Source organism: Moritella sp. JT01 (assembly GCF_001574435.1).
Taxonomy (GTDB): Bacteria; Pseudomonadota; Gammaproteobacteria; order Enterobacterales; family Moritellaceae; genus Moritella.
In genome coordinates, this window is sequence record NZ_LOCN01000009.1 from 87,747 (window position 1) to 108,710 (window position 20,964).

19 protein-coding genes are annotated in these 20,964 nt (G+C 40.2%); 7 read left to right on the top strand and 12 right to left on the bottom strand.

Translation table 11 applies throughout. The features are described 5' to 3' along the window. Positions 1–54: 54 nt before the first annotated feature. Together hutZ and hutX are read right to left on the bottom strand one after the other, a co-directional pair. On the bottom strand, positions 55–591 hold the full coding sequence (gene hutZ / locus AKG98_RS10745; protein ID WP_228140274.1) for a heme utilization protein HutZ: 537 nt from the start codon (positions 589–591) through the stop codon (positions 55–57). Between the two features lie 27 nt (positions 592–618). Continuing rightward, on the bottom strand, positions 619–1,155 hold the full coding sequence (hutX, locus tag AKG98_RS10750; protein WP_067045553.1) for a heme utilization cystosolic carrier protein HutX: 537 nt from the start codon (positions 1,153–1,155) through the stop codon (positions 619–621). A 216-nt stretch (positions 1,156–1,371) separates the two neighbouring features. Between hutX and AKG98_RS10755 the strand changes: the two genes are divergently transcribed. The 6 genes from AKG98_RS10755 to folA all read left to right on the top strand — a co-directional run bounded on the left by AKG98_RS10755 (position 1,372) and on the right by folA (position 6,000). Continuing rightward, the gene (locus tag AKG98_RS10755; RefSeq protein WP_067045558.1) at positions 1,372–2,238 is read left to right on the top strand and encodes a hemin ABC transporter substrate-binding protein; all 867 of its coding nucleotides are present in this window, start codon (positions 1,372–1,374) and stop codon (positions 2,236–2,238) included. Between the two features lie 9 nt (positions 2,239–2,247). After that, a complete protein-coding gene (locus AKG98_RS10760; RefSeq protein WP_067045561.1) occupies positions 2,248–3,300 on the top strand; it encodes an iron ABC transporter permease in 1,053 nt (350 codons plus the stop codon). A gap of 4 nt (positions 3,301–3,304) precedes the next feature. After that, positions 3,305–4,093: a heme ABC transporter ATP-binding protein gene (locus tag AKG98_RS10765; RefSeq protein ID WP_067045564.1), complete on the top strand. Its 789-nt coding sequence runs from the start codon at positions 3,305–3,307 to the stop codon at positions 4,091–4,093. 68 nt (positions 4,094–4,161) lie between these two features. Continuing rightward, positions 4,162–5,034, top strand: a complete 873-nt coding sequence (locus tag AKG98_RS10770) for a threonine/serine exporter ThrE family protein (protein ID WP_067045566.1) — start codon at positions 4,162–4,164, stop codon at positions 5,032–5,034. After that, a complete protein-coding gene (locus AKG98_RS10775) occupies positions 5,031–5,498 on the top strand; it encodes a threonine/serine exporter family protein (RefSeq protein WP_067045568.1) in 468 nt (155 codons plus the stop codon). Before AKG98_RS10770 ends, AKG98_RS10775 begins: the two co-directional genes overlap by 4 nt. Positions 5,499–5,511: 13 nt before the next feature. Continuing rightward, complete coding sequence (gene folA / locus AKG98_RS10780; protein WP_067045570.1) at positions 5,512–6,000, top strand: type 3 dihydrofolate reductase; 489 nt, start codon at positions 5,512–5,514, stop codon at positions 5,998–6,000. Positions 6,001–6,093: 93 nt separating this feature from the next. Here folA and putP read toward each other — a convergent pair whose 3' ends face one another. The 7 genes from putP to lptD form a co-directional block, all read right to left on the bottom strand. Continuing rightward, positions 6,094–7,584 carry a sodium/proline symporter PutP gene (gene putP, locus AKG98_RS10785; protein ID WP_067045572.1) on the bottom strand — a complete coding sequence of 497 codons (1,491 nt, stop codon included), beginning with the start codon at positions 7,582–7,584 and terminating at the stop codon, positions 6,094–6,096. A 202-nt stretch (positions 7,585–7,786) separates the two neighbouring features. Beyond that, positions 7,787–8,611 (bottom strand): symmetrical bis(5'-nucleosyl)-tetraphosphatase, encoded by an 825-nt coding sequence (locus AKG98_RS10790; RefSeq protein WP_067045574.1) that lies wholly within the window; start codon positions 8,609–8,611, stop codon positions 7,787–7,789. A 59-nt stretch (positions 8,612–8,670) separates the two neighbouring features. Continuing rightward, the gene (locus AKG98_RS10795) at positions 8,671–9,048 is read right to left on the bottom strand and encodes an ApaG domain (protein WP_067045576.1); all 378 of its coding nucleotides are present in this window, start codon (positions 9,046–9,048) and stop codon (positions 8,671–8,673) included. Positions 9,049–9,062: 14 nt separating this feature from the next. Then, a complete protein-coding gene (gene rsmA, locus AKG98_RS10800) occupies positions 9,063–9,881 on the bottom strand; it encodes a 16S rRNA (adenine(1518)-N(6)/adenine(1519)-N(6))-dimethyltransferase RsmA (protein WP_067045577.1) in 819 nt (272 codons plus the stop codon). Continuing rightward, positions 9,878–10,861, bottom strand: a complete 984-nt coding sequence (gene pdxA / locus AKG98_RS10805; protein ID WP_067045579.1) for a 4-hydroxythreonine-4-phosphate dehydrogenase PdxA — start codon at positions 10,859–10,861, stop codon at positions 9,878–9,880. Before pdxA ends, rsmA begins: the two co-directional genes overlap by 4 nt. Before the next feature lie 11 nt (positions 10,862–10,872). Next, complete coding sequence (surA, locus tag AKG98_RS10810; protein WP_067045581.1) at positions 10,873–12,171, bottom strand: peptidylprolyl isomerase SurA; 1,299 nt, start codon at positions 12,169–12,171, stop codon at positions 10,873–10,875. A gap of 255 nt (positions 12,172–12,426) precedes the next feature. Continuing rightward, positions 12,427–14,859: an LPS assembly protein LptD gene (gene lptD / locus AKG98_RS10815; RefSeq protein ID WP_228140275.1), complete on the bottom strand. Its 2,433-nt coding sequence runs from the start codon at positions 14,857–14,859 to the stop codon at positions 12,427–12,429. A 190-nt stretch (positions 14,860–15,049) separates the two neighbouring features. Here lptD and djlA point away from each other — a divergent pair, with 190 nt between their 5' ends. Next, positions 15,050–15,841, top strand: a complete 792-nt coding sequence (gene djlA, locus AKG98_RS10820) for a co-chaperone DjlA (RefSeq protein WP_067045584.1) — start codon at positions 15,050–15,052, stop codon at positions 15,839–15,841. On the opposite strand, the gene AKG98_RS10825 is transcribed toward djlA, so the two are convergent. From AKG98_RS10825 to rapA, 3 genes are all read right to left on the bottom strand, one after another. Continuing rightward, on the bottom strand, positions 15,838–16,638 hold the full coding sequence (locus AKG98_RS10825; RefSeq protein ID WP_067045586.1) for a DUF3530 family protein: 801 nt from the start codon (positions 16,636–16,638) through the stop codon (positions 15,838–15,840). The genes djlA and AKG98_RS10825 overlap by 4 nt on opposite strands. Before the next feature lie 27 nt (positions 16,639–16,665). Next, a complete protein-coding gene (locus AKG98_RS10830; protein ID WP_067045588.1) occupies positions 16,666–17,355 on the bottom strand; it encodes a pseudouridine synthase in 690 nt (229 codons plus the stop codon). Between the two features lie 132 nt (positions 17,356–17,487). After that, positions 17,488–20,400: an RNA polymerase-associated protein RapA gene (gene rapA / locus AKG98_RS10835; RefSeq protein WP_067045590.1), complete on the bottom strand. Its 2,913-nt coding sequence runs from the start codon at positions 20,398–20,400 to the stop codon at positions 17,488–17,490. Positions 20,401–20,964: the final 564 nt, after the last annotated feature.

Here is a 20,964-nt window from a genome sequence, read left to right on the forward strand (position 1 = left end):
ATAAAAGCAGATGAATTGATTTCATCTGCTTTTATTGTAGCTTAGCTGAACAGGTTATTCAGCTTCAACTTCTTCTTTAACCTGCTGGTGACCTTTTTCTAGGTGTACGAAGTCAATATCGTCATTACCGTTAACGGTATAAGCTTGACCAAAGCCTTTCACATAACGACCTGTTTTTGGTTCGATACGGAATAGACGGAAATCACTTAAACCACTTAGGTTCGTAATGATTTCACCAAAACGTGCTTCTAATGCTGGGATTGCTTGTGACCAAGATTCGCTTTCACGGGCAATAACTTCGGCATTTGCTTTATATGTTAGACGGTGACGAGCAAAAATTTGTTTCGAATTTTGCTCATCTTCCAATAACATGAATGACAGGTTTGGATTTACCAATAAGTTTTGCGTATGCTCTGCAATCTCACTGATTAAAATGTAATAGCCATCCTCTAAACGGACGAATGGTGCATAGCTGATATGTGGAAATCCATCTGCGCTTAATGTTGATAAAATTAACGTTTTACGCTCTTCTCTGAATTCTGCAATTTTTGGTTGTAAGCGATTTTCTAAGCGTTCTTGTTTGTTCATCATAATGACCTTCGAGTCCGTTATTTATGTTTAATTAGTAACGATAGCGATAGTTTCGTCGCTTACTGTTTGTGTTGATAGTGCATGAAAACGTGCTATTTGTTCTGGGTTCACTTCGCCGTCTTTATTACGACCGAGGTAAATCTTAAATACGCTGTTACCCTGATGGTCAAAAAACTGCACGTAATAACTTAACTTACCACGTACCTTACGTGTGAGTAAGGCAATTGCAGATACATTATCAAGTTTTAAATGGCCTTGTAAGCCGTCACTATCATGCGATAAATTGTAATAACCGTAAGCATTTCTTCCTTTCGGGAAAGGCGCTTTTACTTCAAATACAAAACCAGATACTTCAATAATACAAGTTACTTTGCCCCAAGTTGCAATATCAGTTAATAAGCGTTGTGCTTGTTCTGCTGGCAGCATATTTACTTCTTGTTCTGGTAATGCTTGGATCACCTGTAATTCACTGCAATTAAGTTCAAGCGCGATTTCAATGCTTCTTAATCGAGGTTGGTCAGACATTAACTGACGAATTTCATTGTGGGTAGTATTTTCTAGCATACTGGTTAGCCTTTTTAAACGACTTATCGTTAACGTAATAGTTGCAGATTAATATAGTTGTAATGATAATGCAACCAATTCGCATTTGCATTATCGGGGTTTGTTATTTACACTGTCGAGAAAATATTAGTTAAATTTAAATACTGTCGTTGAGATGAAATATCGATTTTTATTTAACTATAAAAACTATTATATTAACACTAGGTTGGAATTAAGATGCATAAGGTTTGGATTAGCGTTTGTTGTTTATTATTGTCATTCGGTAGTGTAGCTGGGGAACGTATCATTAGTGCTGGCGCGGGTGTTACTGAGATATTAATTGCTTTGGATAAACAAGATGATTTAGTTGCTGTCGATTTGACTAGTCGTTTTCCGGCCGTATCGAAACTACCTGTAGTTGGTTATCATCGTAAATTGTCTGCAGAAGGATTATTATCATTAGCACCAGATATGCTGATTGGAAGTAGTGAAATGGGCCCGCAATCAACGCTCGATCTGTTAGCACAAAGTGGTGTTGAAGTGATGGTGTTACCGACAGAAACAACAACGACAAACCTACTTGATACTATTGTCTTACTTGGTGATAAATTAGATAGAAAGTCACAAGCTAAACAATTAATTACCAAGCTTAAACGTGACATTCACCAGCTAGAAAAAAATCAACAACAGATTAAAACGGCGAAAACAATGTTGTTCTTACTGTTGAATGATAAAGGCACTTATACTGCTGCGGGTAGTAATACGACTGCACATTCGGTGATGACATTAGCGGGCGCAGTTAACCCTGCTGCAGCGCTTCATTCTTACCAAGCATTATCAGCAGAAGCGCTCTTAACGATGGCCCCAGAAAGTATTTTAGTCAGTGGCCGTCATTGGAAAAAGTATCAAAATATCGATACCATAATTGCGGCAATGCCATTATTAGCACAAACACCTGCAGGTCGTAATAAAGCGATTTATGTCATTGATGGCAGTGCGCTAATCGGTGGTCTGGGACTGAATAGTATCGAACAAGCAAAACAGTTACAGGTTAAGTTATATCCTCAGTTATCTGCTAATTTAGAGCTTGAATTAGAGTATTAGGGGGCGTATATGTTTGTTAATAGCCGTTGGCCATTGTTGTTACCGAGTGTTGTTTTATTTTGTCTTTCTTCTATGGTGGTGTTATCTGTTTCTGTGGGACCAATGGCGATCTCGTTTGCTGATAGTATCAAAGCATTATTGGTTAATTGGGTTAATTGGCAATCGCCAGTAAGCACTCAAAACGCCATTGTGGTAAGTCATATTCGCTTGCCTCGCACACTACTCTGTTTATCTATTGGCGGTATATTGGGATTAACTGGCGCGGTGATGCAAGGTGTGTTTCGTAATCCGTTAGCTGATCCTGGTATTATTGGAGTAAGCAGTGGTGCGGCGCTGGGTGCGGGTTTAGGTATTGTTATTTTTGCTGATTTGATGGTTGATCTACCTGACTGGTTACAATTGAGTACGGTGTCTTTTTTTGCATTTACTTTTGCTTTAGCGGTTTGTTTATTGGTCTACAAATTAGGGACTAGTAGCCAAGGTAGTTCTGTGGTGGTGATGTTACTTGCGGGCGTGGCAATCAGTGCGATTGCTGGCGCGGGGATGGGCATGCTCACGTATATTGCCGATGATCAAAGTCTGCGTGATTTGAGTTTGTGGCAAATGGGCTCAATGGCGGGCAGTAATTGGATCAATATTACTATCAGTAGTATCACTTTGGTATTTTTGCTGGTGGTGTTTATGTCATCAGCGAAAGCATTGAATATTTTATTATTGGGAGATGCGGAAGCGGTACACCTTGGTATCGATATTGTACGTATAAAACGTCGGTTAATATTTTGCTGTGCAATAGGAGTCGGGGTTGCAGTATCAATCGCAGGTATGATTGGGTTTATTGGGCTGATTATTCCACATCTAGTTCGCTTGTTAGTGGGGCCAAACCATCAGCGTTTATTACCATTATCGGCGATGTTAGGGGCATTGTTATTATTACTTGCCGATATTTTAGCACGTACTGTCATGGCTCCAAGTGAAGTACCTGTTGGTATTATTACTGCGTTATTAGGTAGTCCTTTCTTTATTATGTTATTACTCCAACAACGTTCTAAATTAGGGATATAGTCTGATGTTAAACGTGACCAAATCGGTATTGCATTGCCAGCAGTTGAATTATAGTATTGCGGGTAAATGCATTTTTAATGATCTTAATTTGACGTTAGATGAAGGGGAGTTTTTGGCTGTCTTAGGTCCTAATGGAGCAGGTAAAAGTTCGTTGTTTAAAGCTATCACCGGGGAATTGAAACCCACATCGGGGACGATATTTTTAAACGGTGAAATGCGGAACAATATTAATCGGAGTGAGATAGCCAAGACGCTAGCGGTATTACCACAAAGCGCCAGCTTAAGTTTCTCATTTCAAGTGATAGATGTGGTGCTGATGGGCGGCTTACAGGCTGATTGTGGCCAAGCCAAAGTACAAAACCTCACGGATACGATTTTAGTTGAACAAGAAATCGATCATTTAAGAACCCGAGCTTACCCGACATTATCGGGTGGTGAGAAGCAGCGTGTGCATTTTGCACGAGTGCTGTTGCAGTTAGCGGTCGGTAATAAAAACAAACCGCAGCTATTATTATTGGATGAGCCAACCGCCGCGTTAGATATAAATTATCAACATCAATTATTAAAGAGTGCCAAGCATTTAGCGCAGACAGGGGTAGCGGTTATTGCGGTATTACATGATCTTAATTTGGCGGCCAAGTATGCTGACCGGATCATCTTATTGAAAGAAGGAAATATCTGCGCCAATGGCAGTGCCGAGCAGGTGGTGACCACTGATAATATCCGTGATGTTTATGGCTATGAAAGTACGGTGATTAATCATGCTGCGTTTTCGCATCCTATTGTGATGTGATTTTGTTTGTTTCTACTTTTGGGATGATAGATAACTATCTAATAAGTGATAGGTGTTAAAATGTTGTCATGAACCCAAAGTGTAATGAAGACATGATCAATAGTGAGCGTTGTACGAATAAACATAGTACGAGTCAACATAGTACGAATAAAGACTGTTCGAGTAATAAAAAAATTAGCCATGAAGAGCAAGCTTCGATTACCCGTGTGATCGTCCACGCGGGGCAATTATTACAGGCGTATAACGCTGAAAGCCGGCTTATCGAACAAACCACTGAGCGCCTTGGCATGGCGTTCGGTTTAGACAGTGTTGAGATAGCACTTACCTCCAAAGCCATCATTCTTACCTCTCGATCTAACGACCACTGTGTTACTACAACGCGTACCATGAAATCCCATGGTATTGATATGGGGATTGTCTGTGGAGTACAACGTATTTGTATTCTTGCAGAAAAGCAGATTTATGACGTCGAGCAGGTAAAGCAACGCTTAGATAACTTAGCGGTGCCGAAATACAATTCAGTCATAGTCGCGTGTTTTGTGGCATTATCTTGTGCTTGTTTCAGTCACTTATTTGGTGGCGATTGCATTGTATTTATTGCGACGTGGTTAACGAGCTTTATTGCGATGTGCATTCGCCAATGGTTAACTCAGTTACATCATAATTTACTCACGGTATTTTTTATTACCGCATTCACAGCTACTTTTATTGGCAGCTTCGCCAGCGGTTTTGGTTGGGGTAATAAACCTGAACTGGTCATGATCACCAGTGTGTTACAACTTGTCCCTGGCTTTCCATTAATTAATGCAGTATCAGATATGGTGAAAGGGCACGTGACTATCGGGATGGCAAGATGGATGACGGCGACCTTGTTAACACTTGCTTCTACACTCGGTATTGTCTTGGCTGTGCAGCTCGCGCAACTGGGAGGCTGGTTATGAGTGAATTATTGCTAATGCTGGTAGATGATGCTGTTTTTGCAGGTATCGCTGCCTTTGGCTTTGCGTTGTTATTCAATGTGCCCAAGCAAGCATTATTGGCGTGTGTGTTATTCGCTGCCAGTGCTCATGCGGTACGCACACTATTATTACATGTAAATGTACCTATTGAATGGGCATCATTTATTGCAGCGACCTTGCTGGGATTAGCGACTGTACCTTGGTCTCGAAAAGTGGTTATTCCCCGACCTGTGGTGACGGTTGCTGCGGTGATCCCAATGATCCCTGGGGTTTATGCTTATAAAACCATGACAGGATTGATGACGTTACACCATCAAGGTTATAGCATGACATTACAGCAACAAGTTGTTGAAAATGGTTTACTGACTCTTTTTATTTTAATTGGCTTAAGCTTTGGTCTGGCGATCGCGCCTGTGCTGGTGTACCGTAACAAACCTATTGTTTGATTAAGGAGTTGTTGTGATTGTTTCTATGATTGCCGCACTGGCAAATAACCGCGTGATTGGTTTAGATAATAAGATGCCGTGGCATTTACCTGCTGAGCTACAACTATTTAAACGCGCGACGTTAGGTAAACCTATCGTGATGGGGCGTAATACCTTTGAATCAATTGGTCGTCCATTACCGGGTCGTTTAAATATCGTATTAAGTCGACAAACAGATTATAAGCCGAAAGGCGTTACTGTTGTTGCTACGCTAGATGATGCAGTCGTGGCAGCTGGTGATGTGGAAGAGTTAATGATTATTGGTGGTGCAACGATTTACAACCAATGCTTAGCCGCTGCTGATCGTTTGTATTTGACGCATATTGAACTAACAACAGAAGGGGATACTTGGTTCCCTGATTATGAGCAGTATAATTGGCAAGAAATTGAACATGAGTCTTATGCGGCAGATGATAAAAACCCGCATGATTACCGCTTTAGTTTACTTGAACGAGTGAAATAGTTATTCGTTAGTGAGTCGAGTTACTCTAGACCAGAAAATAAAATGCCGCGCTAGTGATAGCGCGGCATTTTTTATAGCTATTGCTGGTGGCTATTACGCCATTGTATCTAAGCTAGACTCGAATTCGTCGAATTGAGCGTGGATACTTTCGTCTTCTTGTTTACCAATCAGTGAAATGATAACAATCGCGAGAGAAGCAAAGATGATACCCGGTACGATCTCATACAGGTCAAAAATACCGCCACTTAATTGTTTCCATACGACTACTGTAACCGCACCAATAATAATACCCGCAAGCGCACCGTTACGCGTCATACCACGCCAGTATAGTGAGATAATCAGTGTTGGACCAAATGCAGCACCAAAACCAGCCCATGCGTAAGATACTAAGCCAAGTACCGAACTGTCAGGGTTAAGGGCAAGTAACAATGCAATGATAGACAGACCAACCACACCAAAACGACCAACAGTAACAAGCTCTTCACTTGTTGCTTGTGGACGAATTAACTGTTTGTAGAAATCTTCAGCCAGTGCTGATGATGATACAAGTAGTTGTGAATCCGCAGTACTCATGATTGCAGCTAAGATCGCAGCAAGTAGAATACCAGCAACAACAGGGTGGAAGATGCTGTTCACTAATAACATGAAGATCGTTTCAGCGTCAGCGATAGTGATGTTGTTCGTATTCGTGTACACCAGACCCACTAGACCGACTAACATTGCACCAAACATAGACAATGAAGTCCAAACAACCGCAATATGACGTGCTTTAACAAGGTCTTTATTACTACGTGTTGCTTTGAAACGCGCAAGAATATGTGGTTGACCGAAATAACCTAGGCCCCAAGCAACTAATGAAATGATTGCAATTGCGCTCAGGTCTTCACCTTTGCTGTTTTGCCATATTGTTAGTAGTTCCGGATTAATGTCGTTCATGGCAGATGCTAGATCGCTAAAGCTACCGTCCATCGCGCTGAGAGGCACGATTAATAGTGCAGCTGCCATCAATAGACCTTGAACTAAATCAGTCCAAGATACAGCAAGGAAACCACCGAATAGCGTATAAGAAACCACACACAGTGTGCCGAGAATGACCGCGAGTTGATAATCTAGACCAAATACTGTTTCAAATAATTTACCGCCTGCCACTAAGCCTGCACTTGTATAGAACAAGAAGAACATTAGGATAAAGAATGCTGAACAAATTTGAATTGCCTTTGAGTTGTCTTTAAAACGACGAGATAGGAATTCTGGTAAGGTAATTGACTTAGTTACGATACTGTAGGTACGTAAACGTTTCGCACAGATCAGCCAGTTAAGCCAAGTACCAATTAATAAACCACCTGCTAACCAGATCGCTTCCATACCAGCAGCATATGCATAACCCGGTAAGCCAAGTAGCAACCAGCCACTCATGTCTGAAGCACCTGCAGATAGGGCCGCAGGCCAAGGACCTAAATTACGGCCACCTAAAAAATAATCCGTTGAACTCTTGGTTTGTCGATAAGCATACACACCGATACCAAGCATAACAGCAAGGTAAACAAGGAATGTAGCTGTAATAATGAAATTATTTTCAATCATGTATATAAGCCTTAGTTGTAAAGTCGTTATTTTTTATTTTTATAGCTAAACTCAACCAAACCACGTCAATATACTGGTTTGCGGTAATATTGATGTGGGTTGGCTAAAATTAGGGTGCAGTATATACGAACAATTATGTCATTACTTAACATTAGGGCAACACTGTGATAACCCGCTTATTATTTAATCTTATTCTAGTCAATTATGTTGCATGTGTGAGGCATGGAACGGAAAAAACTGCCTTATCTTCCCAGCGTAACATGGTTAAGCTGTTTCCCCATACGCAGCCAGTATCAAGTGTTGTCGCATTTTTATGACTGCAATTTCCTTCTAATGCAGCCCAATGACCAAAAATAACATGGGCGCCCTCAAGGTGTGAACCCGTGACTTCATACCAAGGAATATGCTGTATATTATTATTTGTCGTAGGTGAATGCTTGTTGTGAAACTCTAACTGTCCATTTGGTGCGCAAAAACGCATCCGGGTAAAGGCATTAATAATAAAGCGGTAGCGATCGAAACCTTGCAACTCTTCTCGCCAATAATCAGGTTGAGCACCATACATGTTTGCGAGTAATGCTAGGTAGTCATCGCCACGCAATTGTACATTAACCTCTTCTGCATAGTGTTTTGCTTGTAGCTGGGTCCATTGTGGACTGATACCGGCATGCACCATGATAATATTGAAGACATCATGATATGCAAGTAGTGGTTGCTGACGTAACCATAATAGCAATTCATCTTTGTCTTCTGCTGCAAAGATCGCCTGCGTTTTATCCTTAGGGTTTAGCTTCGCTAACCCAGCGTCAATGGCGAGTAAATGTAAATCATGATTACCAAGTACGGTGACAGCAGCAGAGCCGAGCTGTTTAACAAAACGTAGTGTTTCTAATGATTTTGGGCCTCGGGCAACAAGGTCTCCTGTTAACCAAAGTTTATCTTGGCGTGGATCGAAATTAGCTTGCTGTAACAAATGTTGCAGATCGTCGAAACAACCTTGAATATCACCAACAAAATAAGTTGCCATGTATAAATTACCTTTCTAGCTGAGCGTGATGAAGTATGTGAGTTAACGCGTTTAATTGATCAGTGTAAAAGATTTGGTGTGACAAGACGAAATGGTTCGATAGTAATCACCACTAATTCACTGGCATTGAGTTGTAATTCTATCTTTCCCTGAACGATACTCAATGGAGAATGGGTAATTATATCATTGCTATAGCAAAAATCTTGTTGTGAAGAGATAAGATAATCATTATCTTGAAATGGGTTGTTTAATTCGGAAACTGTGCCGTCGCCGTCAGTGAGTAATAGCTGGATATTTGATAAGTTAACAGACTGGCTTAATGGATTGGTTAAAGTAATAGTATAAGTAAAGAAGTACCTGTGTTGTGCTGGTACAGATACTTCTTCGACATATTCGGTGTCAATGGTAAGAGTGAATGAATCAGCGATACTTACCATTGATATCGACCGTCTTAATCCGCTGTTTGCATTGGATTATCGGTGACGAAATTGGCGATCGTAACATAGTTTTCAAGCGTTAAGTTTTCAGGACGTAGAGAAACGTTAATACCTAGCGCTGCAATGTCATCAACCGAAATCACCTTTTTCAGGCTATTACGAATTGTTTTACGGCGTTGGTTAAAGGCATTTCTCACGACATGGTTAAGTACTTTTAAGCTTTTCGCCGGGTGCGGTAATACAGTATGTGGTTCTAAACGAACAACGGCTGAATCTACTTTGGGTGCTGGTCTAAATGCTTCAGGTCCGACTTCAAGTACCGGTGTTACTCTGCAGTAGTATTGCGTCATTACTGTTAAGCGACCGTAACTTTTAGTGTTATGGCTAGCGGCTAAACGTTGTACCACTTCTTTCTGTAACATGAAGTGCATATCTTGGATATCTTCATGGAACTCAAATAAGTGGAACATGAGTGGCGTTGAAATATTGTAAGGTAAGTTACCAAAGATACGCATTTTCATGTTCGGTTTGATTAACTGTTTAAAATCAAAACGCATTGCATCTGCTTGGTGAATTTCTAACTTTTTAGATAATACCGGGTGTTGCTCTAGGCGTTCAGCAAGATCTCTATCCAGCTCTACGACTGTCATCTTATCGAGACAATCTGCTACAGGCTCGGTTAAGGCACCTAAGCCGGGACCAATTTCAATTAGGTTTTCACCTTTTTGCGGGTTAATCGATGCAACGATCTGACCAATTACATAGGCATCATGTAAGAAGTTTTGACCAAAACGTTTTTTCGCGGTGTGACCTAAATGGACCTTGTCGTTCATGCGTGTTTCTCTACCATTTCTATTGCTTGGTTTACTGCTGTAAACATACTGCCGGCATCGGCTGTTCCAGTACCTGCAAGTTCAATTGCAGTACCGTGATCAACTGATGTACGGATAAAAGGTAAGCCCAGGGTAATATTTACTGAGCTGCCAAAACCAACCGATTTTAATACCGGTAATCCTTGGTCGTGATACATTGCTAATACAACGTCAGCATCATCAAGATACTTAGGTTGGAACAAGGTATCTGCAGGGAGGGGACCTGTCAAATCCATACCCTCATCGCGAAGTTTCATTAACGTCGGAGAGATGATCTCAATCTCTTCGCGACCTAGATGTCCATCTTCACCTGCATGTGGATTGAGTCCACATACATAAATTTTTGGTCGTTCAATACCAAACTTATTTTTCATTTCAGCGTGCAGGATGCGAATAATATTACTTAATCGTTCTTCTGTTATCGCTTTTGCAACGTAGGCTAGTGGAATATGTGTGGTTACTAACGCAACACGTAGCCCCGTTGTTGCCAGCAGCATCACCACGTCGGCGGTTTCTGATTGCTGCGCAAAAAATTCAGTGTGGCCGCTAAAAGACACACCTGCTTTATTAATAATGCCTTTATTAACTGGTCCTGTGACTACAGCGCTAAATTCTGCAGACATATTCCCTTCACATGCAAATTGCAGAGTATCCAATACATAGCGGCCATTCGCTACATCAAGCTTACCGGGCTCCGCGGATACCGCCATTTTCATTGGTGCGATAGTTAACGTACCGGCACGTTGTGGTTGTGCTGGTACACTTGGATCATAGTCGATTAATTCAATCGTTTTACCCAGTATTTTTGCTCGAGATAAAATGAGTTCTGGATCTGCGCAAAGTACCAGTTCAACTGGCCAGTCTTGCTTCGCTAATTCCAGTATTAGATCTGGGCCAATGCCAGCTGGCTCACCTGGAGTGATTGCTATACGATGAGTCACATTTTCACCTGTTACGATTCATTATCTAAAATACGAATATAAGCTTCTTGTTTTAATTCATTTAACCAAGCTTGGCTTTCTTCGGCTGCACGACGATTATACAACAATTGCCATGCTTTTTGGCGATTTGCTTTATCTGTCGTATCTTGTGTACGCCTATCAAGTAGTTGCACTATATGCCAGCCATGGCTAGAACGAAATGCAGGGCTTATTTCACCTTTTTTCAAGTTTTTTAGCGCTAATTTAAATGCGGGTACATAGATGTTTGGATCTGCCCAGCCTAATTCACCGCCTTTGACAGCAGAGCCTGTATCATCTGAATAGGCTTTAGCGAGTTCAGCAAAGTCCGCGTCACCTGATTTAATACGGGCTAAATAATCATTTAATAATGATTTCGCTTTGTCGTCGCTTAAGATTACGGATGGTTTAACCAGAATATGACGTGCATTGACTTCTTTTGTCATTACAGTTTCTACGCCACGCATATCGGTAATTTTGATGATATGTAAACCCGCACCACTGCGGATAGGACCGATGATGTCCCCTTTTTTGGCATTGGTCACTGCTTCTGCGAATAGTGTCGGCATTTCATTGATATTCATCCAGCCCCAATCACCACCATCAAGTGCTTTTGGACCTGCAGAGACGGCTAAAGCGAGACTTGAGAATACTTCGCCTGCATTTAGCTGTGTTTGTATATCGGTAATTTTAGTTTGTAATGCTTCCATCGTCGTGCTATCTGCTTCATTAGGTACACGTAGCATGATATGACTTACACGATATTGTAGATTTTTCTGTCCCTGTTCGTTGATGATCGCAAGTAGGTTATCAACGTCTTGATCCGAAATGGTGATCCGACGACGCATTTGCATACGCTGTACTTCGTTGGTTAATAACTGAATGCGTAGTTCTTCTTTATAGTCGTTAAAATTACCACCATCAGCAAGGATACTTTCACGCAGCTGTTCAACGGTTTGGTTATTACCTTTCGCAATATTGTTTAACGTATCATCGAGCTGAGCATTACTAATACGCATGCCCATTTTTTTTGCTATTTGTAATTGCAGGCTATCAATGATGAGTTTATCTAACGCTTGTTGGGTCAGTACCTTTTCCGATGGTAAGGTTTGGCCAGCTTTTGTTGCTCGTTTTGTTACCGAGCTTGTTAATGCGTTGACATCACTCGCTAAAATAACTTCTTCATTAACAATCGCAATCACTTCATCGAGCTTAGTTAGCTCGGCCTGAGCTTGCCAGCTCGCTACAACTATGACTCCAGATAATAGAGTCTTAATTACTTTTTTAATCACTTTATGAATTCCTATTCAATATCGACTATAACTGAGACAGCAGTAGGCTGAAAACTATCAATTTTTACCACGGGAAAGTATGAGGATCGTGTAATTCGCTGAAGACCGAGGTGAAAAAGTAAGCGGAAGTATACCTTGTCAGGCTTTCAATGCAATCGTCATAATCTGTAAATCCCTTTTTGACTGATAACGGCGGGTTCATTACCGCCGTTATCATGCCTAAGTTGTATTTATCAATTTGTTTATAAACCACGTTTATTTACGTAGTTGAAACGGTTGACCGTATGTAAATAAACTTGCACCACCTATATTATTAATATCATTCGCAAGACCGCCTAAACCTTTTAGCTCGAACATCAGTGTTGGGCCCCGATCAAACTCTGTTTCGCCGGTAGTACTATTGCGTTTCATGCGATAGCCATAATCAAGACGAATTGTCCAACAGCAAGATTCATATTTAATACCAATAAAAGCGTCTTGGGTTATTTTATTTTCAACATCGTAGTAATAACTTGCGCCCATGTCCCACTGATTATTGATTGGTAAAATATATTTTGAACCTACTTGGTTGATTTTCACATCGCCATTTGGATTTGTCATTATAGATGCGGTATTTTCAATATAACGGTAATTGAATTGCACGCGCTGTCCACGATCAAAGTGGTATTCAATCGCGGCATCCGCACGACGTACTAGATCATCTTCGAGTGCATATTCAATACTATTATTAAAGAATAAATTATCGTTAATCTTAACATCTGTCTCCATTACGATACTTGATGTCGTCACGTCAGTGTTATTTTTATCCGTCTTCTCCTTTGGAGATAAACCAACTCGAGTATCACCAAAGTAAACGATTTGGCCAAGTGAAAAACGGAATCGTTCACTGCCTATTTCATCGAATACTCGACTTGTTAAACCAACTGTAAATTGATTAGTATCGGCAATACGATCGAAACCATTATAAATACGATCGCGGTATAACCCGAGGAAATCTTGTTGCATCATTGATGAATCGTAAATACCAATGTTATCTTGGTTTTTATACGGGATATAGACATATTGAACTTGCGGCTCTAAAGTTTGAGTGAATGAATTATCAAACCAAGATGTAGAACGTTCAAAATTTAAACCTGCGTGTAACCTTGTGGTCGGTATTATTCGAAGTACTTCTTCTTCTAACTCACCCTTGTAGCCATCCTTAAACTTGCCATTATCGGACTTGTTAAATGTTTGATTGTAGTAAGTCATTGGTAGTTTAAACTCGGCAACCGCGAAACCCGCAGGACGTTTATAAGGGAAGCTAATTCCAGGTTCTATGTGGGTTCTTATGCCGCTATACATCTTATTATCAGGATGAGTGAAATTCGTTATTTCACTATAAACGGATAGTTCAATCGGATTATTATCGAATTGTTGGTAACCGGTAAAAGAGATCTTCGGCAATACTTTATGTGGAGTTAGCGCCTTACTTAAAATTTGAAAATCACGGACTTCAAATTGTGATGACGTCATATCGGTATTGTAAGTAAAGGCTGCTGTTCGAAGTAGTGTATTGCTGCTTCGAGAACCTACTAACGTATCAAGGTCAGAAAAATAGGCGTTATCACTGACCTGTGTATAGTTAGCTTTGAAGTTTAAATGTTCATCTAAATTACCGTTCTGCTCCCAATGGTAGAGGACGCGATTAGTATTTTCTTTGTTATCATCAGTCCTTTTTTCATTTTCGTCCTGGATTTTTTTATCATTACCAAGATATTCAATATTAATATTACCACTTTGCTTAGAGACTAAATAACGAAATTCAGTGGTTAATTGGACACCACGCTTCTCCATATAAGTCGGTGTTATTGTCATGTCATAGTTTGGCGCTATATTCCAATAGAATGGCTGAGAGAGGGTAAGACCATTTCCTAATGGACCTATTGGATTACTATATGATGGGGATAATAAACCTGTTCTACGCTTATTTGTCGTTGGATAAGTAAAATATGGCATATAGAAAACGGGAACTTCTTTAAAGTACAGTGTTGCGTTATAAGCTTCAGCAGACTCATCTATATTATCGATGTCAATAGAGGATGCACGTAACACCCAGCTATTATCTCCATAGGGACATTGGGTATAAGTCGAGCGCTGCATTAAAATATTGTCACCACTATTAGTAACATAAACCTTTTTAGCTTTACCATTAGCGGCTTGACCATGCAGTAAATAATCTACCTGTGTTAGCTCGGCATCTTTGGTGTCTAAGTTTGCTTTCAATGAGCGACCATTAATTGTCGACGCCCTGTCTTCTAATACAACATTACCTTCGGCGGTTAAGATATTGGTTAACTGATACAAAATAATTTCATCAGCGGATAATTCTCGATTACCTTGAGTAAAGTTTACATCACCAGTAAAAATAGCCTTGTTACCTTGGATCACTTTAGCATTATCTGATAATAGCAGGATCTCGTTCGCGGCTTTAGTATCTTCAATCGGTGGCTTTATCGCGGGTACATAAGGATAGCATTGTTTAAACCAGTTTAACTCAGCTAATTCTGACGCAGCTGTAACGTCATCAACGATAGTTGAAATACCATCCTCATTGGTGATAATTGTAGCTGCGCTAGCTGAGAATACGACACCGCTGAGTGTTGAAAATAAGGTGAAAAGGCGCATTTTAACAATCCATTTTGTCATCGATAATTTCATTAAAATTAATAAATAGTTGGATATAATAATCCATATTACAGCGATAGACCATTTAATGGCTGGTTTTATCCCGTAAACTTTCAAAAAAATGATGAGATTGATTGATTTGTTACATTTTAAACAGCCATAATACAATTCTTATATAAATATATGTCATTTTTGCTTGGTAGCTACTTTTATGAATATGTTGTTTTACATTTTATTATCCGCGATTGGTATTAAGTTTGGTGGATTCTTTGGTGCGATTTTTATGATCTGGGTTGGTTCGATATTAAAACGCCAATTTGGACCTCGGCTTGGTATTGATACAAGACCTGCGGCACATAAGCGTCAGGATATTTTCTTACATACCTCATTTTCGGTGATGGGGCACATGGCCAAAGCGGACGGCCACGTTACCGAAGCTGAAATTCATGTCGCGACGCAGTTAATGGACCGGATGAAACTGACGGGTGAAACGCGTCGTGCCGCTCAAGTGTCATTCAATCAAGGTAAGGAAGCTGATTTTCCGTTAGAGCAAACGGTTCGAGATTTTCGCCGTGTGAGTGTGTTACGTCGAGATCTGGTTAAAATGTTCCTGGAGATACAAATTCAGGCTGCTTTTGCCGATCTTGAATTATCAAAAGCAGAGCGTGATATCCTTCATCGTATTGGTGCGATCTTGGGTGTGACGACTCAGGACATGGATAATTTATTACGCATGATGGAAGCGGAGTTACGTTCCCACCGTCATGGCAGTAAAGTAAGCCGTGAAGAAGCATTAACTAACGCCTATCAGCAATTAGGTGTGAGTGCTGAGGATGACGACAAAGTGATTAAGCGTGCTTATCGTAAATTAATGAATGAACATCATCCGGATAAATTGGTATCGAAAGGTTTACCAGAAGAAATGATGATTATTGCTAAAGAGAAAGCCCAAGATATCCAAGGTGCTTATGACGTAGTAAAAGAATCGAGAAAAATGCGTTAATACCAGCCGAGCTTAATCAACCAGCCATAAATTATTTGGCTGGTTGCGATCTGAGTCTCTACTTGACCCTGTAAACCTATCACTTCAGTTTGTCTGTACTTACCTGTGTTAATACGCTTTGCTGCTATCAGTCTTAATTTTGCTTCATTAATTATCGCTAAGCTATCCGTTTGCGCATACAAATCTAAAATGGGTGCTTTTAGTTGGTGTATTTGGTTAATTAATTGAGATGCTAACGCTGGGGTAGGGCTATGTGCACTGAGTAATACAATCGCATCGACGTAAACATCTTTATTTTCTATTAGTACGTTTATCATTGCCTGGCAATTAGCGCCCTGAAGGATAAGTAGGCGCTTACCACTTTTACTCACTATCTTGTCTTGTAAGATGCGTAATTGTGCTTGTAAACGTTGCTCGGCTTGCTCTGATGTTAAGGTTTGACTTAATGGCGATATAGAATAGGTATGTAATCCTTTATCACTGAGCTGATAGCGCAGAGTTTGGATAATGTTGGGGTTATTGGCTGAAGTATAGGTATCGGCAAAAATCCAACTTGTACCTGTGACTTCTGCTGTCGTTTGTTCAAGCCATAAAGTAAGAAATCTATTTTCTTTATCACCTAACCAAGCCACTTCGCTTGCATTACTGTATTTAATTAAGTCTTGATCAAACATATGTTGCTGAGAAATAGGGAAGGCGATTGTCGGCTTATTCGTCTCATTTTTGTCTTTATTCTCTTCAGCATATATTTGTAGCGACAAAGTGGATAAAAGTAATAATACCAGGGCCTTCAACATTCATCATTCCTACATAGTTCGTTGTGCTTAATCAATTGGAAAAGGTGGTTTGACCTTAAATGTAATTTTTTCTGATGTTAGGGGATGTTCAATTTCTAACATAGCGGCATGCAGTTGTAAATGCGCTGCACTGGCAATACCTTGTGTTGATGCATATAACTCATCACCCAAGATGGGAGTGCCTAATGCTAACATATGCACACGTAGTTGGTGGGAGCGGCCGGTCACAGGTTTGAGTAATACAGTGGCGCTGGCTTGTTGATTGTTATCATCATGTGCTTGTTGTTTTGCAATCACCTGCCAATGCGTCAGCGCTGGTTTACCCTCCTCGAAATCAACAAGCTGCCTTGGTCTATTTGGCCAATCACAACGCAATGGTAAATCAATGCTGCCAGACTCAGCAGTTGGGATACCCTCTAAACGAGCATAGTAATACTTTGCGGTTGAGCGTTGTTGAAATTGTCTGCTGATGTGGCTCTGAGCGGATTTAGTCAATGCCATTAAGATCACACCGGAAGTGCACATGTCTAAACGGTGCACAATTGTCGCAGCGGGAAATAATTCTTGCACCCGACTCGCAATGCTGTCGGTATGTTCGGGTAATCGCCCTGGTACGCTTAGTAATCCACTCGGTTTATTTAATACAATAATGGCATCGTCTTGATAAATAATATCTAATCGAGGGTGTTGCGGCGGAGCATAAATAAAATCGGGCATAGGGTATATACAATATAGTGAAGAATTTAAAAGGTAAGTTTTAAATTACCGTTTGTTAATAATAAAAAGTAATAACAAAGGGGCTAACCGAAATTAGCGCCTTTGTTGCTCGTCATTATAATGTGCTTTTATTTAGTTCGGTGTAACGACAATAAAGCGTACCGCATCTAGTTTAAGCTGAGCATTATTAATGTGTGTGGTGAGTTCTGCTGTTTGTTTTTCAATAAACGCCAGTTCTTCATCTCGTACATTAGGGTTAATCTTTTGTAATGCTTGTAGACGTTCAAGCTCGACACTCATGTTTTGCTGCATTTTTGCCAGTGCCGCGTTGGTGATTGCTTGCTTTTGATCTTCAGCGACAGCTGTTGATTTACCAATAAGGTCGTGAATAATCGTTTGAGATGCCGAAACTAGCTTTGTTGCTACATGGCGGTTAATCGCATTAAGCTGACGATTGAAACTATCAAAGTCTACTTTTAGGGCTAAGTTATTACTGTTTTTATCCAGTAATAAACGAATGGGTGTTGCCGGTAAGAAACGATTAATTTGACAATAAGGCGGTGCCGAGGTTTCTACTACATAAAGTAGTTCTAGTAAAATAGTGCCAGCAGGTAGGGCTGGATTTTTTAATAGTGAAACAGCCGTTGAACCCGTGTCAGACGTCATGATTAATTCAATGCATGCGCGTATTAATGGGTGTTCCCAAGTAAGGAAATGTACATCATCACGCGATAATGCGGTTTCACGATCGAAGGTAACTGTAATGCCGTCTTCAGATAGATGTGGCAAACTTGGTACTAACATTTGATCTGTCGGTTTTAATACCAGCATATTTTCGCCACGATCTTCTTGGTTTATACCAATAACATCGAATAAGCGTATCGCAAAAATAGGTAGCGTAGGGCTATCATCATTGGCTTTTAATTGCGCGATAATGTCGTCTGATTTACCCAAACCGTTAGAATTTAGTTCCAGTAAACGATCACGACCACTTTCCATTTTTGCTTTTAATACATCGTATTGACTGCGTGTATCAGTGATCAATGCATCCGTTGCAGCCACATCAATTTCTTTTGCGGCTAGCTGAGTCAGTAATTCATCTTTTACTTCTGCAAAAATATCGCCACCGATAGGACAAGTATGCTCAAACGCATTTAGGCCATTTTGATACCAGTTTTGTAATACATCCTGTGCGGTATTGGTAAAGAAAGGAACGTGAATACTGATATTATTTTTCTGACCGATACGATCTAAACGACCAATACGTTGCTCAAGTAAATCTGGGTTTAATGGTAAATCAAATAATACGAGGTGTTGTGCAAATTGGAAGTTACGACCTTCAGAACCAATTTCAGAACAAAGTAGAACTTGTGCCCCAGCATCTTCTTGAGCGAAGTAAGCGCCTGCTTTATCGCGCTCGATAATAGACATACCTTCATGGAATACGGTTCCACGAATACCTTCACTTACTCGCAGCGACTCTTCGATTGACATCGCTGTGTCGGCATTAGCTGCAATGACTAATACTTTTTCATTTTTATTGGCAAGTAAGAAGTTTTGTAACCATTCAACACGTGGGTCAAAACTACACCAAGATGCGTCTTTGCCTTCGAATTCTAAGAAGATTTCTTCTGGGTATAGACCACGACGCGCAGCTTCCGCATAACTTGCTGAGCCATTCATCATTTGTGCAACTTTTAATGACGTTTTATATTGGTCTGGTAGTGCTAAAGGAATTGGGTGATAGTGACGAGTCGGGAAACCTTTGATTGCAGAGCGTGTATTACGGAATAATAAACGACCTGTGCCATGGCGATCCAATAATTGACTGATGATTGATTGTTTAGCCTGCTGTGCTTCATCTGAATCTGGTGACGCTTGAATTAAAGTCAGCTTGTCTGATATATCAGCTTCACTTAATAGTTTAGTTAATGATGCTGCTGTTTCGGGGGAAACGATTGGTGAATCTAATAGTTCTTGTGCTGCTTGTGCAATAACAGAATAACTATTTTCTTCAGCAACGAATGCGGCATAATCATAGAAACGGTTTGGATCTAATAAACGTAAACGTGCAAAGTGACTTTCATGACCAAGTTGGTCCGGCGTTGCAGTGAGTAGTAATACGCCTGGCGACTTTTGTGCCAATGATTCGACAACTTGGTATTCACGACTTGGTTCTGTTTCGCTCCATTTAAGGTGATGGGCTTCATCAACAACCAATAAATCCCAATCGGCACCCACGGCTTGTTCAAAACGACGACGTTTTTTGCGTAAGAAGTCCAGACTACACAAGATCAACTGTTCAGTTTCGAATGGGTTATCTGCTTCAGCGAGCGATTCGATGCAACGCTCTTCATCAAAGATACTAAAGTGTAGATTGAAACGACGCATCATTTCCACTAACCATTGGTGTTGTAATGTTTCTGGTACTAGAATCAACACACGATTGGCAAGGCCAGCTGTCAGTTGTTGGTGGATGATCAAACCCGCTTCAATGGTTTTACCTAAACCCACTTCATCGGCAAGTAAAACTCGAGGAGCATGACGTTGACCCACTTCGGTTGCAATATGTAATTGATGTGGGATCAGACTGACACGTGGACCTTGAATGCCATTTAATGCAGATTGTTGTTGAGAAAACTGATGCTGTAATGTTTGATGGCGTAATACAAATCGATCCATTCGATCAATTTGGCCTGCAAATAGGCGATCTTGTGGCTTATTAAATTTGATAAAATTGTTCAGGAATGTTTCACGTAAGGAAACTTCTTCACCGGTGTCTTGATGAATACCTATATAAGTAATAATACCTGAGCTTTCTGTTACTTCAGTAACGGTTAAGCTCCAGTCTTCATGAGAGAGTACCTGATCACCGACATTAAACATGACTCGAGTGATCGGCGCTTCGTTACGAGCATATAAACGGTTCTCACCACTTGCAGGAAATAATAGCGTTAACATTCTGCCTTCTATGGCAACTATTGTTCCTAATCCTAATTCTGATTCCGTATCGCTGATCCAGCGCTGACCAAGTTGGAAGGGCATGTATATTCAAACTCCAAAACCGTAAAAAGGGCGCATGTTACCTAAACCAGAGAGTTAGGTCACGTATTAAAGACAAATTAAATAATAGTTTAAATTGACCCAGTAAGTAAATCCTACCTATATAGGCAAATAAAATATAAATATAGGCAAATAAAATATAAAAATTGAATAAGTAACACGCTAAATCATGATCATGATGTGAATAATTTGTCGAAAAGAGCATGGCTAGGAGAACTGTTGCTTGTTTTTAATTTGTTTTGTTTGAATTGTGTTCGGTTTTTAAGGTTTATCTTTAAAATGGAATGAAATTTATAAAATCACTTGCCAATGGAACCCTATTATCTATAATGCATCCCACTGACACGGCAACAGCCGTTCAGTATGCTCTTTAACAATTTATTCAAGCAATCTGTGTGAGCACTTGCAGAGATATAATGACCAAATATTATATCAATGTAATTGTGAACATTAAATTAAATCGAAAGATTTGGTTTTATAAACAATAGAACTTCGGTTTTATTGTTGAAGTACAGAATTCATTGAGCCGACTTAATTGCTTAGGTA

What these genes read in the sequence shown, in the direction of transcription:
- hutZ (WP_228140274.1), bottom strand. Translation starts at nt 591, where the DNA reads ATGATGAACAAACAAGAACGCTTAGAAAATCGCTTACAACCAAAAATT.
- hutX (WP_067045553.1), bottom strand. Translation starts at nt 1,155, where the DNA reads ATGCTAGAAAATACTACCCACAATGAAATTCGTCAGTTAATGTCTGAC.
- AKG98_RS10755 (WP_067045558.1), top strand. Translation starts at nt 1,372, where the DNA reads ATGCATAAGGTTTGGATTAGCGTTTGTTGTTTATTATTGTCATTCGGT.
- AKG98_RS10760 (WP_067045561.1), top strand. Translation starts at nt 2,248, where the DNA reads ATGTTTGTTAATAGCCGTTGGCCATTGTTGTTACCGAGTGTTGTTTTA.
- AKG98_RS10765 (WP_067045564.1), top strand. Translation starts at nt 3,305, where the DNA reads ATGTTAAACGTGACCAAATCGGTATTGCATTGCCAGCAGTTGAATTAT.
- AKG98_RS10770 (WP_067045566.1), top strand. Translation starts at nt 4,162, where the DNA reads ATGAACCCAAAGTGTAATGAAGACATGATCAATAGTGAGCGTTGTACG.
- AKG98_RS10775 (WP_067045568.1), top strand. Translation starts at nt 5,031, where the DNA reads ATGAGTGAATTATTGCTAATGCTGGTAGATGATGCTGTTTTTGCAGGT.
- putP (WP_067045572.1), bottom strand. Translation starts at nt 7,584, where the DNA reads ATGATTGAAAATAATTTCATTATTACAGCTACATTCCTTGTTTACCTT.
- AKG98_RS10790 (WP_067045574.1), bottom strand. Translation starts at nt 8,611, where the DNA reads ATGGCAACTTATTTTGTTGGTGATATTCAAGGTTGTTTCGACGATCTG.
- AKG98_RS10795 (WP_067045576.1), bottom strand. Translation starts at nt 9,048, where the DNA reads ATGGTAAGTATCGCTGATTCATTCACTCTTACCATTGACACCGAATAT.
- rsmA (WP_067045577.1), bottom strand. Translation starts at nt 9,881, where the DNA reads ATGAACGACAAGGTCCATTTAGGTCACACCGCGAAAAAACGTTTTGGT.
- lptD (WP_228140275.1), bottom strand. Translation starts at nt 14,859, where the DNA reads ATGACAAAATGGATTGTTAAAATGCGCCTTTTCACCTTATTTTCAACA.
- djlA (WP_067045584.1), top strand. Translation starts at nt 15,050, where the DNA reads ATGAATATGTTGTTTTACATTTTATTATCCGCGATTGGTATTAAGTTT.
- AKG98_RS10825 (WP_067045586.1), bottom strand. Translation starts at nt 16,638, where the DNA reads ATGTTGAAGGCCCTGGTATTATTACTTTTATCCACTTTGTCGCTACAA.
- AKG98_RS10830 (WP_067045588.1), bottom strand. Translation starts at nt 17,355, where the DNA reads ATGCCCGATTTTATTTATGCTCCGCCGCAACACCCTCGATTAGATATT.
- rapA (WP_067045590.1), bottom strand. Translation starts at nt 20,400, where the DNA reads ATGCCCTTCCAACTTGGTCAGCGCTGGATCAGCGATACGGAATCAGAA.